The sequence below is a fragment of the Promicromonospora kroppenstedtii DSM 19349 genome (genome assembly GCF_000515355.1).
Lineage (GTDB): Bacteria > Actinomycetota > Actinomycetes > Actinomycetales > Cellulomonadaceae > Promicromonospora > Promicromonospora kroppenstedtii.
This window is the reverse complement of record NZ_KI911740.1, coordinates 64,219-79,361: the sequence shown is the minus strand read 5'-3', so window position 1 is coordinate 79,361 and position 15,143 is coordinate 64,219. Positions and strand designations below refer to the sequence as shown.

Below are 15,143 nucleotides of genomic sequence, written 5' to 3'. Positions count from 1 at the left end.
TTGGAATCAGAGGAAACTGCCTTCTTCACCTGGTGCAGCACCAGGTCCCGTGCGGTCTTCTGCTCGTCCAGGAGAACGAACTGCTCCTGCTCGCGAATCTCCTTGGCCACCACCGACATGAGCTGCTTCGAGGGTGCGGTCTTGGAGCCAATCAGCCGGTCCGCCGCCTCCGCTCCCGACGCATCCTTCGCCAGCAGCGACTGCAGGTGAGCGATGAACTGGCTGCGACGCTCCCCCGTGAACATGGGAGCCTGAGCCAGCTCCTTGCTGGCAAGCAGATCGCCGACGCCGAAATCGGTCGCATTATGGAGGTACACCACGCCTTGAAGCTGGTCGGGGGTGTGCTCGAAGGCCTTCGAGAAGTCGCGCAGGTACTGGACGTAGCCTGCGACCTGGGTGCTCGGGTGCGACGAGAGGTATCGAGCGCCATCGACCTCGACGAGCGCGTCGTTGTCCTCCCACAGGTGCGCCTCGCTCCACTGCTTGAGCTCGACAACGACGTAGGAGTGATCGCCAGTTCGCGGGTGCACTCCGGCGAGGATCGCGTCGGTACGCTTCGAGGTCAGCGGCAGCCGATGTTCCAGTACCACCTCAACCTGATCCAGGCCCGCATCACTGAGGTCCCGTGCGAGGGCTGGCAGCGAGTTGCGCCACGAACGCCGCTCCCCCTCGCCGACATGCACGCCCTGATGCGAGAGCTGGTCTGCGAGATGCGTCTCCACGGAAGAAGAGTCTGAGTTGAGCGACGACGACAACGACGCCGCCGAATAGCGGATGACCGACAAGTACGTCCCCTGAGCAGCACGAATGAACGTGCGGCGGGGACATGTCCGCAGGTCGAGCCGGAAGTCCGTCGATGCCGCGTAGGCAGGTCGAGTCTAGGCAGGTCAGGAGCCGACGGGTCGGTAGAGCGCGGGCGATTCGTCCGATCAGGACGCAGAAATGGCCGGCGGAAAACGTCCGTCGTTCCGCGTGATCTTCGCGTGACCGGCCTGCACGAGGTCGACACCGCAGACGTCGGCCAACTGGACCAGGTAGAGGAAGACGTCGGCGAACTCTTCCTCGACCTCGCCTCGGGTGTGCGGGTCGGCCAACTTCTCGTGGATCTGGTCGTCCGTGAGCCACTGCATCTCGGCGAGGAGCTCGCCGACTTCGCCACCCAGCGCCATCGCGAGGTTCTTGGGCGTGTGGAACTGGCCCCAGTCACGGACACGAGCGAAATCGCGGAGTCGGTCCCTGACGGACTCAATGGTGGTGGCGTCATCCATGAGGTTGATTCTGCCCCGCCCGTACCGCTCCCCTACTTCGATCCGTTCAGGGGTAGGAAGTAGGCATCGTCGGTCGCCCCTCAGGCACCTTCGACAAGTACGACCCGGAAGATAGCTCCCCTGAACCGGTGCTCCGCCGCAGACTTGTAGGCGGGGCTGTCGTACCACGCACGCGCTGCGGCCGTGGTCGGGAACTCGATCACCACGACCCCCTCGGGCGCGGTGCCTTCGAGTACCTGCTGCTCGCCATAGGCGGCGAGGATTTTCGCGTCATGCCCCTCGAACGACTTCCCGACATTCTCCAGGTAGGCATCGACCTCGGACTGATCGTGCGTGCTTTCCTTGAAGAACACGACGTACGCACTCATGACGGGGCCCTTTCGAACGGCTTCTGGCGATGCGTGTCGTTGAGGCGTCCAACCATCAATCCAGCTCGCACCCGTGAGAGCTGAGCATAGCGGCTGGTCAGAGATGCCGACCGCGTGGCGCGAGCGTATTTGCAGATCCCGACGATGCCGAGATCGTCGGTCAGAAAAGCACCGACCACCCCACCGCTAACCCTCCCGAAGAAACTCCCTCAGATGCGGGACGATCGCCTGCGGCTGCATGGTGGGCGTGCCGTGATGGGCACCACTGACAGTCACGGCCCGCCCGCCGGTCGCGGCAGCCACAGCCTTCGTGCCGGCATGCGCCCAGGGCTTGCTCTTCTGCCCCACGAGCGCCAGGACCGGAACGCTGATCGCCTTCCACCGGTCGCCCGAAATCGGTCCGCCGTCCTGGAGGCCGGCGCAGAGCTCGACGTCGTACACCGTGGTGTGGGCCATCGCGGTCATCTGGCGCCATGCCGGGACCATCATCCGCATCGCGAGCACCATCGCGGCAGGCGCCTCAAGGGCGTCCCGCATGAACCGGGTCACCGCCTGGCCCCGACGCTCCTCGCGGACGAGCTGGTCCAGCTGCCGGGACAGCTCGCGCGGGACGGGTGGCCGGCCGTCGTCGACGATCACCGGTGCCTCGAAGGCCACGACCCGTTCGACCATGCCGGCAAGGCTGTTCGCGGCGTCGAGCGCGAGCACGGCGCCCGAGGACGCTCCGAAGAGGGAGGCCGAGCCGCCGTGGGCAGCGATCAGGGCGGCGAGGTCCTCCACCTCTCGGCCCGGGCTCCACGGCGAGGCTTCGGTGCTGCGCCCGCGGCCTCGCCGGTCATAGTTGATCACGGTGTGGTCCCGCGACAGGAGCGCGGCGAGCCGCCGGTGGTCGGACCGGTCGGCAAGGGCCGGTGCGACAAGGACGACGACGGGGCCGCTTCCGGAAAGGTCGTACGCGATCGTCGACCCGTCGGAGGAGGTCACCGTCCGGTCCTGGGTTACGGTGGCGGAAGTGCTCATGGCCGTGCCTCTCGTGATGCGGGTCGGACGTACACATCGAGTCGTTCGAGTGCGTCGGTGAAACCTTCGATCATGCCGGTCGGTTCGGCTTGCTCCAGCGCCTGGAGCGAGGGGAACCGGACGACGATGCCGACCTCGCAACGCCGCGGTTCCAGTTCCTGGATCGTCACGCGGGTCAGCTGCTCGGTTCCGGGGATCGGGGTTCCGTCCGGTGTGCAGGAGCCGTCGAGGAACTGCAGCGATGCGTACGGGTCGATCTCTTCGTAGACGGCGCGGCCCCAGTGCTCCGCCTCGATCTCGTGGCTCTGGTCGGGACGGAGGCGGTAGCGCCAGACCCCGCCAGGGCGGAGGTCGAGCTCGAAGACGTCGGACCGCCAGCCCTTGGGGCCCCACCACTGTCGCAGGTGCTCGGGCTCGGTCCAGCAGGCCCAGACCAGCGCAGGGGTACCCCGCACCGTGCGTCGGACGATGAGTCGTTTGTTCGTGCGGTCCCGCACGACGGTCGCGGTCATCGGGTCCCCTCCTGTCGGTGTGCGTCGCTCGGGTCCTCGTCGAGGTCTTCGAGGTAGTCGCCGAGCCGGTCGGCGCGCTCCTCCCAGACGACGGCGAACGTGTCGAGCCACTGTTCGAGCGAGGCGAACGGGCTGCGTTCCAGCCGGTAGATCCTCGACTGTGCCTCCCGGCGTGCACTGACCAGACCGGCGTCGGCCAGGATGCGCAGATGTCGGGACGCGTGCGGCTGAGCGATCTTGACGTGGGCGGCGATGTCCCCCACCGCGCGTGGTCCGGCGCGCAGCAGTCCCACGATCGCGAGCCTGTTCGGTTCGGCCAGGGCCGTCAGGACGGCGAGCGAGGGCGTAAGCGAGGAGTCCGTCATCGGGCCGCTCCTGCCGTGTCGGCCGGCACCGGGTCGACGTCCGCCGTGTGCGACGTCCGGGCCACGGCGAGCGCGCAACCCGCGGTGATCGCCACCCATGCGGCAACGGCGACGAGAAGTCCACGCGCCTGCCAGCCGATCGGCACATCGGGACCGAGGCCTCCACCCTGCGGCAGGAGGATCCCCATGCTGACCGACAGCAGGACGACCGCACTCACGACCAGCCCGGCGGCCGTCCACAACCACCGGCGTACGGGCCGCCAGCCTTGGCTGCGCCGTACGAGTGACACCCCGAGCAGGATCGCGGCGAGCGGGACGGCGTCCAGCAGCACCGGCGCGACATTGTGGACCATCCCGGTCGCGGTGGGCTCCGAGGCGTCCCATCGATCGGTCGGAAACACTGCCCCGAGCACGCCGCCTGCCGCCCCGACCAACAAGGCGTAGCGCCCGACGTGAGCCGTGCGGGACGCCGGTTGCCCGCGAAGCGCCGCAAAGAGCAGCACGCACGCGAGGCCGAGGAGGGCGAAGCCTGACGTCATCGCCCACCCCGTCGCCCCCAGCGCCAGCTCACTGGGCGGCTGCCAGCTCGGTACCACCTCTGGCTGGGTGGCCTGGGCGAAGCTCATCAGCAGCACGAACGCGGCGGCGCAGACGATCGACGAGACCGCCGCAGCGGGTCGGATCAGGCGTGGATCGGTCTCTCGAATGGACATGACCTCAACATACACATCACCGTATATACATACAAGCGTATATGCAGTGCGGGTTGATGGAGCTGCTCATCACCAGGCGATCGCCCCACGCAGGCTCCCGACATCAGCCCCGCCACACCCCACTGATCGCGATCACCACACCGATCAACGCGAGCACCCCGTAGAACGGCAGGATCGACCACGACTTCCAGATGCTCCAGCCGGGCAGCCATGCCCTACGCGCTCCCGACAGCCGGCCCGGCGGTGAACCGGGTCGCGACGGCGGCACCGCGACACCGGATGGGTCCAGCGAGAAGGCCCTGATCGGCGCGGCGTTCCGCGCGACGGCGTCGTAGAGCTGCCGGTACTCACGCTCGACACGCAGGTAGTTGGCGTCGATGTACATGAGCAGGAGCACCGTGGCCAGCCCGAGCAGCGCCAGTCCGGCGGACCGTTCGGTCACACCGAACCCGTACAGGGCGGTGACCACCGGCAGCAGCCAGGTCTTCACGTTCGCCGAGGCACCGGCCATGCGGGTCACGACGGCCTGGACGAGCTCGAGATGCTTGCGACGGTCCTCACCGCTCGGTCCGTCCCCCAAGGCCACTCCCGTCTGGCACGCCGCGCGCAGCAGCGCCCAGGCCTCATCCTTCTCAACCTCCGAGTAGCTCGTCCCGACGGGCCAGATGCGTCCCATCGCGTCCCCGGCCCGTCTCGGCACGAGGTGCACGTGCAGGTGGAAGACGGTCTGCGTGGCGGCCGCGCCGTTCGACTGGATCACGTTGAGGCCTTCGGGGCGAAGCACCCTTCTGACGACGCCGGCGAGCCGCGCGCAGACCCGCCCGAGGTAGGCGGCCTCGCTCTCGTCCAGCGTCCAGATGTCCGGTACGTGACGGCGCGGAACGACGAGGACGTGCCCGACGACCGCGGGCGTGGTCGGGAAGAAGGCCACCACGCGTTCGTTCTCGTAGATCACACGGGCACCCGGATCGTCCCCGCTCACGATCCTGCAGAACGAGCATCTGACGGACGTCGTCAAGGTCGGCACCTCTCCGCGCAGGGCAGGGCACGGGCGTCACCGCCGACCGTGTCCCGGATGTCACCTTCGCGACGATCCTTCCAGACGGTTCGCATGACGGAAACAGATGCCACCGAGTGGTGGCGCCGGACGACGCCGGTCGGGGAGGATGACGGGCACCGAGCATCTCCACCCAGGTGAGGAGTGCAATGACGCGGGACGTGTACCAGCTCGCCCAGGTCTTCAACGAGTCGCAGGCGTCGGGCATCACCTACGTAGCGCCCGCCGAAGCACAACGGCTCAAGGGTTCGCTTATGACGCCGGGTAAGCACGTCACGCTCGTCGGACCGTCCGGCAGCGGCAAGTCGACAGTCGCCGAGCGGGCACTCGCTGCGGCCGGGTTCGATGCCGACCGGATCCTCTCCTTCAACGCGCGGGCCCACACCAGTGCGCAGAGCATCTTCACCGTCCTGGGCGCCGAGCTCGGCGTCGGACGGACGGTGAAGGCGGTGGAGCAGGGGCTGCGGGACTTCGACCTGATCAAGATCGAGGACGTCCACCGCCTCTCGCTCAAGGCGCGCACGCAGCTCGCCTCGCGCCTCAAGCTCTGGCACGAGAGCGGCATCCGCCTGTTCATGATCGGGATAGCCAAGACGAGCGACGCCATCCTGGGCCACGACCCGGAGCTCGCGATCCGGAACGACACCTGGTACCTGGGCACGCAGAGCGACACGTTCATGGACGCGCTCATGACACAGGGGGAACGCGCCCTCAACATCCGGTTCGACGACGCGACCCGGGGCGCGGCGATCAGAGCCGCCAGGGGGTCGCCGTCGATCTTCCAGGCGATCTGCCGGGCTGCCTGCGTCGAGGCCGACGTGATGCGAACCGCCGCGGAGCCGCAACAGGTCGCCATCGACCTCGCCGTCGTCACCCCCCAGATCGCCAAGCAGTTCGACGGTCGCTACATCCGCAGTCTCGTCCACCTGACACAGGGGCGGCGTTCTGTGCATGACGTGTACTTCAAGCTCGTCCAGCGCGCCGCGGCCAGCCCGGGATTCCGCACCGCCTACAAAGAACTGGAGGCCGCAGTCGTCGGAATCGCCGACCCGGCCGACAGAGGCCGGGTCAGGAGTGCGTTCAACCGCGCCATCGACGTCCTCCCGACCTTGATCGAGGAGAGCGGCCTGAACGAGACCCTGACCTACGAGCACCGGACCCTACGGATCGACGACCCGGCGTTCCGCTTCTACCTCGACCATCTCGACCTCACCCGGGTCAGCTCCGGGGTAGTCCCCCGTCGACGCAGGTACGAGTACGACGTGGCGGTGTCGTTCGCGGGGAACGACCGGCCGGTCGTCGACAAGTTCGTCGAGGTGCTCGAGGAACGGCACATCAAGGTCTTCTACGACTACAACCAGCAGGCGGAACTCTGGGGGAAGGACCTGCGCCGCGGGCTCGCCCGCATCTACGGGGAGCAGGCACAGTTCATGATCATCTGCCTGTCCGACGACTACCCCGAGCGCGACTGGACGACGTTCGAATACGAGGTCGGACGGAACGCGGCGAGCAAGCGCACCGAGGAATATCTGCTGCCCCTTCTCGTCGGAAATCGGCCACCCATCGTCGGACTGCCCGCGACCTTCGGCTTCCTCAGCCTGCAGGACCAGCCGATGGAGAAGGTCGCGGATTTCGTTCTGGAGAAGCTCGCCTCGGCGCAGGAGATCTCCCCGAGTGCCCTCCGGCTACGTCGGGCGCCCTAAGATCGATCGACGTCATCCTCACCGGATCGGTGGCCCGCGTCAGTCATCACATCATCGCCGCCCTACCTCTCAGGATCCCCGTGCTGATCTCCGACTCCACCCGGGACCTAGCCCGGGACCTGATATCCCGTAGCGGTGACGTCGTGGACCACATCGAGGTCGACTCGCGCGAGGCTCGCGCCCTTGTGCGCGTGTCACCTGAGCTGGCACCCATCGAGTTCGTCGTCGACCTGGAGGGCCTGCAGCGTTTCATCGAGTCCGCCCAGCAGGACGCACGCGACGTCTTCCCGGACGCCGACCCGAGCGAGGGCGGACTCCGACTCATATCGGTGCAGCTGTGGGAGGAGATCGATACCGCAGCGACTCAGGTCGTAGCGGTGGGTATCGATCGACAGGGTGCGACCTGGCACCGCACGGAGCAGCAGTGTCGGTGACGGCTGCTACGTTCCGGCGCATGACGCTACCGAAGCTGGTCGAGACCACCCCCGGAAGGTTCTCGCTGCTGCTGCACGCAGGGACGACGCCGGTCGACGCACTGGTCGAGGAACTCGGGCACGAGCCGAACGGATACTTCTGGGAGGGCGTCGCGCGCAGGCTGGTCGCTACCGAGGCGCCTTCGCTCGAGAGCCGGTTCGGCTACGACCCGGAGGGCGACATGTTCTGCGCCTACGGCGAGGACAGAGCCGCACTCGAAGCGTTGGGCGAACTGATGGACGGCGTCGCCAAGGACGACAACAGGATGCGGAGCCTGGTCGCTGCAGCCGATGCGGACGGGTTCGACTTCGACGACTGAGCGCGGCCTGACAGTGCCGAAGGTGCCCTCACGACCGCTCAGACGGGTCGGTATCGTGCCCTCGCCCTAGGCTCGACCCGATGCCCACCGCACGTACCACCCCCGCCGCGCCACCCGCGAGCACCGCCTTCCGCCCCCGCCTGAACGACGCCGCCCTCGTCGCCATCGCCGCAGCCCTCGCCCTGATCTCGTTCCAGATCCAGACCAACGAACCAGACCCTCTCCCCACCGCCCTCCTCATCGCCGACCGCGCAACCGGCCTCCTCGGCTGCCTCGCCCTCTGGTGGCGCCGCAAGTACCCGGTCCAGATCGGTATCGCCCTGGCCACGGCCAGCGTCTACTCCGAAACGGTCACGGGCGCAGCGATCGTCGCCCTCTTCACCGTCGCCATCCACAGCTCGATCCGCGCCACCGCGACCGTGACCGCGATCAGCATCACGTCCCTCAGCACCTACCAGCTCCTCTGGCCCGACCAGACCACCCCACCCATCACCGTCTTCGTCATCATCGCCCTGGGCCACGCCGCGACCGTCGCCTGGGGCCTGTCCATCCGCAACCGGCGAGCCCTCGTCGCTTCCCTCCGCGACCGCGCCGCGGCCGCCGAGCGTGAGGCTCAGCTCCGCGCCGAGCAGTCCGAACGCGAGGCCCGCCAGGCCATCGCCCGCGAGATGCACGACGTCCTGGGTCACCGCCTCTCCCTGCTCAGCGTCCACGCCGGCGCCCTCGCCTACGCCCGCACCGCACCGCCCGACGACGTCGGCCGCGCCGCCGAGGTGGTCCGCGAGAACGCGCATCGCGCCCTCCAGGACCTCCGCGAGGTGATCGGCGTCCTCCGCGCCCCCGTGGGCGAGCTGCCGATGCCGGCCGTGGCAGACGTCCTCGAACTCGTCGACGAAGCCCGCAAGGCCGACACAGAAGTAGAACTCCACGACGAAGCCGGCCTCACCACCGGCCATCAAGCGATCCCCGACCTCCACGGCCGCACCGTCTACCGCGTCGTCCAGGAGTCCCTGACCAACGCCCGCAAGCACGCCCCGGGCGCCCCCGTCAGCGTCCGGATCACCGGGCGGCCCGAGGACGCCGTCGTCGCCGAGGTGATCAACGCACCCCCGACCACCCGACCGAGACAACCACAAGGAAACAGCACCGGACTCCAAGGGCTCCAGGAGCGCACCCGCCTCGTCAACGGCACCCTCGACTACGGCCCGACCGACCTGGGCGGCTGGCACGTCCGCCTGCGCCTACCCTGGCCGTCGTGAGTGATCCCACGCCCGGCGCCGAGCCGGCCATCAACGTCCTCATCGCCGACGACGACGCCATGGTCCGCTTCGGCCTCAAGATGATGCTCGACGGCGCCCCCGACCTCAACGTGGTCGCAGAGGCCGGCGACGGCGCCGAGGCGATCGAGCTGGCCCGGCGTCACCACCCCGACGTCGTCCTCATGGACATCCGGATGCCCGGCACGGACGGGCTCACCGCGACCGAGATCCTGCGCAAGGACTCCCCCGCCCCGCAGGTCATGGTGCTCACCACGTTCGACGCCGACGCCCACGTGCTGCGCGCGCTCCGCGCCGGGGCGGCCGGGTTCCTGCTCAAGGACACCCCGCCCGACGAGCTCGTCGTCGCCGTCCGGCACGCGGCCCAGGGTCGGCCCGTGCTCTCCCCCGAGGTGACCCGACGGCTCATCGCCAAGGTCGCCGAGTCGGACCAGGACGGCCGCCGCGCCACGGCCCGCGAGCGCCTCGGCGTCCTCGGGGAGCGTGAGCGGGAGGTCGCGGTCGAGATCGGGGCCGGGAGGTCCAACGCGGAGATCGCGGCGCGCTACTTCCTGGGGCTGACGACGGTGAAGACCCATGTGTCGTCGATCCTGTCCAAGCTCGGGCTGAACAACCGGGTGCAGGTGGCGCTGCTGGTGCAGGAGGCGGGGCTCGGCTCGCCCGCCGACCCGGAGTAGCGGGCACGCTCCGACTTCCGGTCGGCGGGTTCGGACCCATCGGCCGATGCGGGGAGCGGGTGAGATTTCTAGGGTCGTTGGCATGCCTTCACCCACACGACCATCCCGCTCGTCGCACGTGGTGCTTCGGATCGCCGCGGTGCTCGCCGCCGTCTCCCTGGCCGCGACCGGGTGCGCCAGTGGCGCCAGCGTTGCGCTGACGGCGTCGGCGAACGATGCCGCGCCCAGCCCGACCGCGCAGGCCCCGACCCCCGACCCGATCGACTGGACCGAGTGCGGCCCGGGCCTGGACTGCGCCACCGTCGAGGTTCCACTGGAGTACAGCGACCCGGACGGCGAGCAGACCCCGCTCTCCGTCGTCCGGCACCGCGCCACGGACCCGGACAACCGCATCGGCAGCCTGTTCATCAACCCGGGCGGCCCGGGCGTGCCGGCGTCCGACATGGTCCGGTCGATCGACCCCACGGGTAAGACCGGCCCGTTCTCACCCGACGTCGTGGCGCGCTTCGACGTCGTCGGCATGGACCCGCGCGGCGTCGGGGAGTCGGACGCCGTCCGCTGCCTCACCGACGAGCAGCGCGCCGAGCAGGCGGCCGAGGACCGCGACCCGACCATCCCCGGCGGCAAGCCGTTCCGGCGGCTGGTCCAGGACGCCCGCACCTTCACGAAGGGCTGCGCCACGCACCAGGACCGCGTGTTCCTGGCGAGTCTGTCCACCGACAACGTGGCCCGTGACCTGGACCAGGTGCGCGCCGCGATCGGCGAGGAGCAGATCACGTTCTACGGCGCCTCGTACGGCACGGTGGTCGGTCCGATGTACGCCACGCTGTTCCCCGAGCGCGTGCGCCAGATGGTGGTCGATGCCCCCGTCGACACCGACCTGTGGCAGAACGACCCGCTCCAGCTGCTCGACGACGTCGCCCGGTCCAACGAGGAGACGCTCGACCTCTGGTTCGAGACGTGCCGCGCCGAGGGCGTGGAGGCCTGCCCGTTCGGCGACGGCGACCCGGAGGCCGCGTTCGACGCCCTGATCGCCGACCTGGAGCGGGAGCCCCTGCAGGTCCCGCCGATCGAGGGCCTCACCCCCGGCGGGACGCTCGACGGCGCCATGGCGCTGGAGGGTGTCCGGGCCGCGGCGGGCGTCCGCACGCTCTGGCCACAGCTCACCGCGGGCCTGCTCGCCGCGCAGCAGGGCAACGGCGCCTTCCTTCACTTCATGGTCGTGAACCTGACGGTCGCGCCGTTCGGCGGCCCGTTCGCCACCACCCTGCAGGAGCCCCACACCGCCGTCCGCTGCGCTGACTGGCCCTCCCTCCGGAACCTCGGGGAGCACCGCGCGGCCGCTCGCGAGATCGACGCCCGCGGTGAGCGCCTCGGCAGCCGGGCCGCCTACAGCGCGCTGAACTGCGCGTTCTGGCCCGCCGCGAACAAGGACCGGTTCACCGACGAGCTCACGGGCGCCGGTGCCCCGCCGATCCTGGTGGTGGGCGGCAAGGTGGACAACGTGTCGCCGTACCACTGGGCGCAGGCCATGACCGAGCGCCTGGAGGGCGCCGTCCTGCTCACCCGGACGGGCGTCGGCCACACGTCCTACCGGACGAGCGGGCCGTGCATCGACGACGCGGTGGATGCCGCGCTGATCGACGGCGTGCTGCCGGCTGAGGGAACGGTCTGCGAGGCGGTGCCGGCGGGGACGACGCGGGTGCCGGCGGGCCGGTAACGCGCCAGGTGCCGACCGGGGCGTCCGCTGTCAGCCAGCGAAGCGGGACTCCCCGGTCGGCACCCGTGGACATCGTGCGTTAGAAGAGGCCTCCGCCGCGCTTGGAGCGCTTGCTGCTTCCCCACAGCCGCTTGGTCAGGTTCTTGCTCCGGCCCTTGGTCGTGCTTCCCCACGTGCCGCGCTTCAAGCTCTTCGCGCGCGACTTCCTACCCCACAGACCAGCCATCAGCGACCCCCTCGTATGCAGACAGGCCTGCGAGGATACGCAAATTTTGCGATCACGTGAATCACCGCAGACGTTTGACCCGCCCGCAGCCATGGCCGGGCTCGACGACGCAAATGACCCCGCGGTCATTCATTTACGACGGCGTCCTGTGGGGCGACGTCGGCACGCTCTACTGGCTGGCCCGCACCAAGGACCTCTCGCCCGCGGCGACCTGTCCGACACCCGGTTCGTCATGCAGTGCTGCTGAGGTCGCCGCGGGACTGAGCGGAAGCGGGCCTGGACCCAGGCGGGCAGGTCAAGCAGCACCTCACACCGAGCCCACCGTCCCCTTCTCCAGCCGCTCCACGCTCCACCACTCCACCGCGCGCCCCTGACTGTCCGAGAAGCCGACGACCGTCTCCTCGGGATCGACCAGCGCGATCCGGTGCCCCTCGTCGATCAGCTTGGTCGCCGTCTCGGACGCCGTGCGGCGCGCCACCGGCAGCACCTCGTCCACGCGGCTCAGGTCGAACACCACGAGCTCGGTGGCGGGCGGGTCCTCGATGAGCACACGCACCAGCGACTCGATGCTGCTCAGCACCAGGTCACCCTGCAGCACGTAGACCGTGGCCGGCTGCCCCTCGACCGTCACCTCGCGCGTCTCGCGCAGCGACGACCGGGCGGGCCGGCTGGCCTCCATCAGGTGCAGCCCCAGGTCGTCGGAGAGCAGCTGCATCATCTCGACGCCGCGCGCGCTGTTGCCGTGCGGGTCCAGGCGCGGGGAGAAGACGGCGACGCCGATCTGCCCGGGCAGCACGCCGATGATGCCGCCGGCCACGCCGCTCTTCGCGGGGATGCCGACCGTGGTGAGCCAGTCGCCCGCAGCGTCGTACATGCCGCACGAGGCCATCACGCTGAGCAGGTGCCGGGTGCCGGTCCTGCTGAACAGCCGCTCGCCGGTGTTGGGCTGCACGCCGCCGTTGGCGAGTGTCGCGGCCATCAGGGCGAGGTCGCGCACGGTGACCGACGCCGCGCACTGCCGGATGTAGCCGGTCACCGCCGTGCGGGGTTCCTGGCGCAGCGCGCCCGAGGAGTGCAGCAGGTAGGCGAGGCCGAGGTTGCGGTCCCCGGTAGCCAGCTCCGAGGCGGCGACCGCCTCGTCCACCTTGATCGGCCGCTCGGCGAGCCGCGAGAACAGACCGAGCATGCGGTCCACCGCCGACTCCTCGTCATCGTCCAGGAGGGCGTGGGTGGTGATGGCGCCCGCGTTGATCATCGGGTTGCGCGGCTTGCCGGTCTGCGGGTCCAGGGAGAGCTCGTTGAAGGCCTCGCCGCTGGGCTCGACGCCGATGTGCTTGAGCACGGTCTTCAGCCCACGTTCCTCGATCGCCTGGGCATAGGCGAACGGCTTGGACATCGACTGGATGCTGAACTCGTGGTCGGTGTCGCCGCTGGCGTAGACGGTCCCGTTGACCGTGCACAGTGCGACCGCCACCCGGTCGGGGTCGGCCGCCGCCAGCTCCGGGATGTAGTCGGCCAGAGCGCCGGACTCGATGTGCGCCGTCTGCTCGATGATGGTGTCGAGGTAATCGAGAATTGGTGATCGCATCAGGTCTCCCCCGTGGTCCGTGCCGTCCGGCAGGTCAGGTTGTCACATTTCGCTCCTACCCGTGCGGCAGGGTGGCATGGATCGACCGCCACCCGGCGGACTCGAAGACGCCGACCGGCGACTGTCCCGGGTGGTCGGCAGTTTGCAGCGCAGAGTCGGCAGTTGGCATCGAGATCGGTCCAGGCCTGTACCGACCTGGATGCAGACTGCCGACGCCACATGAACGCGCGACCTCAGGCAACCATCACCCCAGCACAACAACCCCCGGCCCCGACACGGTCACCCTCGTCCCACCGGCTCCGCGCTCCACGACCGCGGGCTCACCCCCGAGCACCACTTCGGAGTCGAGCACGACCTCCGCCTCGCCGTCCCGCTCCACCACCACCGACACCGGCCCCTCACCCAGCGCCAGCACCACATCGACCGGCCCACCACCAGAAACGGCCGCACGCGTCATCACCAGCACCCCGTCCCCAACCCGCACCGACGTCCCGAAAGAATCCCCCGAAGCCACAGCCGCCTCCGCCCGGCGCAACCCCACCAACCGCCGGTACAGCTCCAGCATCCGCCGCCCATCACGCGTCGAGGCCTCCCCCCAGTCCAATCGAGAAGCCTCGAACGTCGAGAGGGCTTGCGGATCAGGCACCACAACATCAGCCCCGTACAGCTCGACCCACCCGTGCCCGCCGAACTCCGCCGCCCGCCCGCGCGAGATCGCCGCCGCGAGCTCCGGCTCCTCGTGGTCCGAGAAGTACTGGAACGGGGTGGTCGCGCCCCACTCCTCGCCCATGAACAGCATCGGCGTGAACGGCCCGAGCAGGACCACGGCCGCGCTCACCGCGAGCGCCCCCGGTGTCAGCACGCGCGACGGCCGGTCGCCCAGCGCGCGGTTGCCGACCTGGTCGTGGTTCTGGGAGCAGACGACGAAGCGCCGTCGGTCCAGGTCGGCGGGCACGGGCGCGCCCCAGTTCTTGCCGCGGAAGGTGGACCAGCCGCCGTCGTGCACGAAGACGTCGGTGAGCGCCTTGGCGAGCGTCTGCGGGGTGCCGAAGTCGACGTAGTACCCCTGCCGTTCGCCGGTCAGCAGGGTGTGCAGGGCGTGGTGGACGTCGTCGGCCCACTGGGCCGTCATCCCGTACCCGGCCCGGCCCTGGAAAGCCTCGCGAGTGGGCGTAACGGTCCGCGGATCGTTGGCGTCCGACTCGGCCACCAGCAACAACGGTCGCCCGAGATCGGCAGCAAGGACAGCAACGGCGTCCGACAGCTCCGCCAGCACATGCCGCGGCGAGTCATCGACCAACGCGTGGACGGCATCGAGCCGCAGCGCATCCACGTGGAAGTCCCGGAACCACCGCAGCGCCTTGTCGACCACGAAGGCGCGCACCTCGGCGGAGCCGTCGCCGTCGAGGTTCACGGCCGCGCCCCACGGCGTCTGGTGCCGGTCGGTGAAGTAGGGGCCGAACTCGGCGAGGTAGTTGCCGGACGGTCCGAGGTGGTTGTCGACGACGTCGAGGCACACGGCGAGCCCGCGCGCGTGCGCGGCGTCCACGAAGCGCTGGAGCGCGGCCGGGCCTCCGTACGGTTCGTGCACCGCCCACAGGGCGACGCCGTCGTACCCCCAACCGTGGTGCCCGCCGAACGCGGCGACCGGCATCAGCTCGACGACGTCGACCCCCAGGTCGGCGAGGTGGTCGAGGCGCCCGACGGCGGCGTCGAGCGTGCCCTCGGGCGTGAACGTGCCGACGTGCAGCTCGTAGACGACGGCGCCGCGCACGTCCCGGCCGGGCCAGTCGCCGTCGGACCACGGGAAGGCGCCGGCGTCGAAGGTGCGCGACGGCCCGTGCACGCCCGCGGGC

At 69.6% G+C, this 15,143-nt stretch carries 16 protein-coding genes; 6 read left to right on the top strand and 10 right to left on the bottom strand.

Annotated elements, in window-relative coordinates; all coding sequences use genetic code 11:
- Positions 1-929: 929 nt before the first annotated feature.
- The 7 genes from PROKR_RS22865 to PROKR_RS22835 all read right to left on the bottom strand — a co-directional run bounded on the left by PROKR_RS22865 (position 930) and on the right by PROKR_RS22835 (position 5,273).
- A complete protein-coding gene (locus tag PROKR_RS22865; protein ID WP_036967963.1) occupies positions 930-1,268 on the bottom strand; it encodes a nucleotide pyrophosphohydrolase in 339 nt (112 codons plus the stop codon).
- An 80-nt stretch (positions 1,269-1,348) separates the two neighbouring features.
- Positions 1,349-1,636 carry a DUF1330 domain-containing protein gene (locus tag PROKR_RS22860; RefSeq protein ID WP_036967961.1) on the bottom strand — a complete coding sequence of 96 codons (288 nt, stop codon included), beginning with the start codon at positions 1,634-1,636 and terminating at the stop codon, positions 1,349-1,351.
- A 186-nt stretch (positions 1,637-1,822) separates the two neighbouring features.
- Positions 1,823-2,656: an alpha/beta fold hydrolase gene (locus PROKR_RS22855; protein ID WP_036967958.1), complete on the bottom strand. Its 834-nt coding sequence runs from the start codon at positions 2,654-2,656 to the stop codon at positions 1,823-1,825.
- A complete protein-coding gene (locus tag PROKR_RS22850) occupies positions 2,653-3,168 on the bottom strand; it encodes an SRPBCC family protein (RefSeq protein ID WP_036967955.1) in 516 nt (171 codons plus the stop codon). Before PROKR_RS22850 ends, PROKR_RS22855 begins: the two co-directional genes overlap by 4 nt.
- Complete coding sequence (locus PROKR_RS22845; RefSeq protein WP_051433258.1) at positions 3,165-3,533, bottom strand: ArsR/SmtB family transcription factor; 369 nt, start codon at positions 3,531-3,533, stop codon at positions 3,165-3,167. The genes PROKR_RS22850 and PROKR_RS22845 overlap by 4 nt, the downstream gene beginning before the upstream one ends.
- Positions 3,530-4,246, bottom strand: coding sequence for a DUF998 domain-containing protein (locus PROKR_RS22840; RefSeq protein ID WP_157602533.1), 717 nt, complete (start codon positions 4,244-4,246; stop codon positions 3,530-3,532). The genes PROKR_RS22845 and PROKR_RS22840 overlap by 4 nt, the downstream gene beginning before the upstream one ends.
- 103 nt (positions 4,247-4,349) lie before the next feature.
- A complete protein-coding gene (locus PROKR_RS22835) occupies positions 4,350-5,273 on the bottom strand; it encodes an HIT family protein (RefSeq protein ID WP_036967949.1) in 924 nt (307 codons plus the stop codon).
- Positions 5,274-5,452: 179 nt separating this feature from the next.
- Between PROKR_RS22835 and PROKR_RS22830 the strand changes: the two genes are divergently transcribed.
- From PROKR_RS22830 to PROKR_RS22805, 6 genes are all read left to right on the top strand, one after another.
- Positions 5,453-7,006, top strand: a complete 1,554-nt coding sequence (locus tag PROKR_RS22830; protein WP_036967946.1) for a TIR domain-containing protein — start codon at positions 5,453-5,455, stop codon at positions 7,004-7,006.
- A gap of 80 nt (positions 7,007-7,086) precedes the next feature.
- Positions 7,087-7,440 carry a hypothetical protein gene (locus PROKR_RS22825; protein WP_157602530.1) on the top strand — a complete coding sequence of 118 codons (354 nt, stop codon included), beginning with the start codon at positions 7,087-7,089 and terminating at the stop codon, positions 7,438-7,440.
- Positions 7,441-7,460: 20 nt separating this feature from the next.
- Positions 7,461-7,799: an Imm51 family immunity protein gene (locus tag PROKR_RS22820; protein WP_036967940.1), complete on the top strand. Its 339-nt coding sequence runs from the start codon at positions 7,461-7,463 to the stop codon at positions 7,797-7,799.
- An 80-nt stretch (positions 7,800-7,879) separates the two neighbouring features.
- On the top strand, positions 7,880-9,058 hold the full coding sequence (locus PROKR_RS22815) for a sensor histidine kinase (protein ID WP_036967937.1): 1,179 nt from the start codon (positions 7,880-7,882) through the stop codon (positions 9,056-9,058).
- On the top strand, positions 9,055-9,753 hold the full coding sequence (locus tag PROKR_RS22810; protein WP_036967935.1) for a response regulator transcription factor: 699 nt from the start codon (positions 9,055-9,057) through the stop codon (positions 9,751-9,753). The genes PROKR_RS22815 and PROKR_RS22810 overlap by 4 nt, the downstream gene beginning before the upstream one ends.
- A gap of 82 nt (positions 9,754-9,835) precedes the next feature.
- Positions 9,836-11,473, top strand: a complete 1,638-nt coding sequence (locus PROKR_RS22805) for an alpha/beta hydrolase (RefSeq protein ID WP_245605936.1) — start codon at positions 9,836-9,838, stop codon at positions 11,471-11,473.
- Between the two features lie 79 nt (positions 11,474-11,552).
- Here PROKR_RS22805 and PROKR_RS37030 read toward each other — a convergent pair whose 3' ends face one another.
- The 3 genes from PROKR_RS37030 to treZ form a co-directional block, all read right to left on the bottom strand.
- Complete coding sequence (locus PROKR_RS37030; protein ID WP_211240206.1) at positions 11,553-11,699, bottom strand: hypothetical protein; 147 nt, start codon at positions 11,697-11,699, stop codon at positions 11,553-11,555.
- 307 nt (positions 11,700-12,006) lie between these two features.
- Positions 12,007-13,287, bottom strand: coding sequence for a glutaminase (locus tag PROKR_RS22800; protein ID WP_036967932.1), 1,281 nt, complete (start codon positions 13,285-13,287; stop codon positions 12,007-12,009).
- A gap of 244 nt (positions 13,288-13,531) precedes the next feature.
- The coding region (gene treZ / locus PROKR_RS22795; protein WP_036967929.1) for a malto-oligosyltrehalose trehalohydrolase at positions 13,532-15,143 on the bottom strand (1,612 nt) is incomplete at its 5' end.

Excerpts from the sequence above, each read along its gene's own strand:
- PROKR_RS22805 (WP_245605936.1), top strand. The coding sequence starts at position 9,836 with ATGCCTTCACCCACACGACCATCCCGCTCGTCGCACGTGGTGCTTCGG.
- PROKR_RS22855 (WP_036967958.1), bottom strand. The coding sequence starts at position 2,656 with ATGAGCACTTCCGCCACCGTAACCCAGGACCGGACGGTGACCTCCTCC.
- PROKR_RS22800 (WP_036967932.1), bottom strand. The coding sequence starts at position 13,287 with ATGCGATCACCAATTCTCGATTACCTCGACACCATCATCGAGCAGACG.
- PROKR_RS37030 (WP_211240206.1), bottom strand. The coding sequence starts at position 11,699 with ATGGCTGGTCTGTGGGGTAGGAAGTCGCGCGCGAAGAGCTTGAAGCGC.
- PROKR_RS22860 (WP_036967961.1), bottom strand. The coding sequence starts at position 1,636 with ATGAGTGCGTACGTCGTGTTCTTCAAGGAAAGCACGCACGATCAGTCC.
- PROKR_RS22850 (WP_036967955.1), bottom strand. The coding sequence starts at position 3,168 with ATGACCGCGACCGTCGTGCGGGACCGCACGAACAAACGACTCATCGTC.
- PROKR_RS22815 (WP_036967937.1), top strand. The coding sequence starts at position 7,880 with ATGCCCACCGCACGTACCACCCCCGCCGCGCCACCCGCGAGCACCGCC.
- PROKR_RS22865 (WP_036967963.1), bottom strand. The coding sequence starts at position 1,268 with ATGGATGACGCCACCACCATTGAGTCCGTCAGGGACCGACTCCGCGAT.
- PROKR_RS22820 (WP_036967940.1), top strand. The coding sequence starts at position 7,461 with ATGACGCTACCGAAGCTGGTCGAGACCACCCCCGGAAGGTTCTCGCTG.
- PROKR_RS22845 (WP_051433258.1), bottom strand. The coding sequence starts at position 3,533 with ATGACGGACTCCTCGCTTACGCCCTCGCTCGCCGTCCTGACGGCCCTG.
- PROKR_RS22840 (WP_157602533.1), bottom strand. The coding sequence starts at position 4,246 with ATGTCCATTCGAGAGACCGATCCACGCCTGATCCGACCCGCTGCGGCG.
- PROKR_RS22830 (WP_036967946.1), top strand. The coding sequence starts at position 5,453 with ATGACGCGGGACGTGTACCAGCTCGCCCAGGTCTTCAACGAGTCGCAG.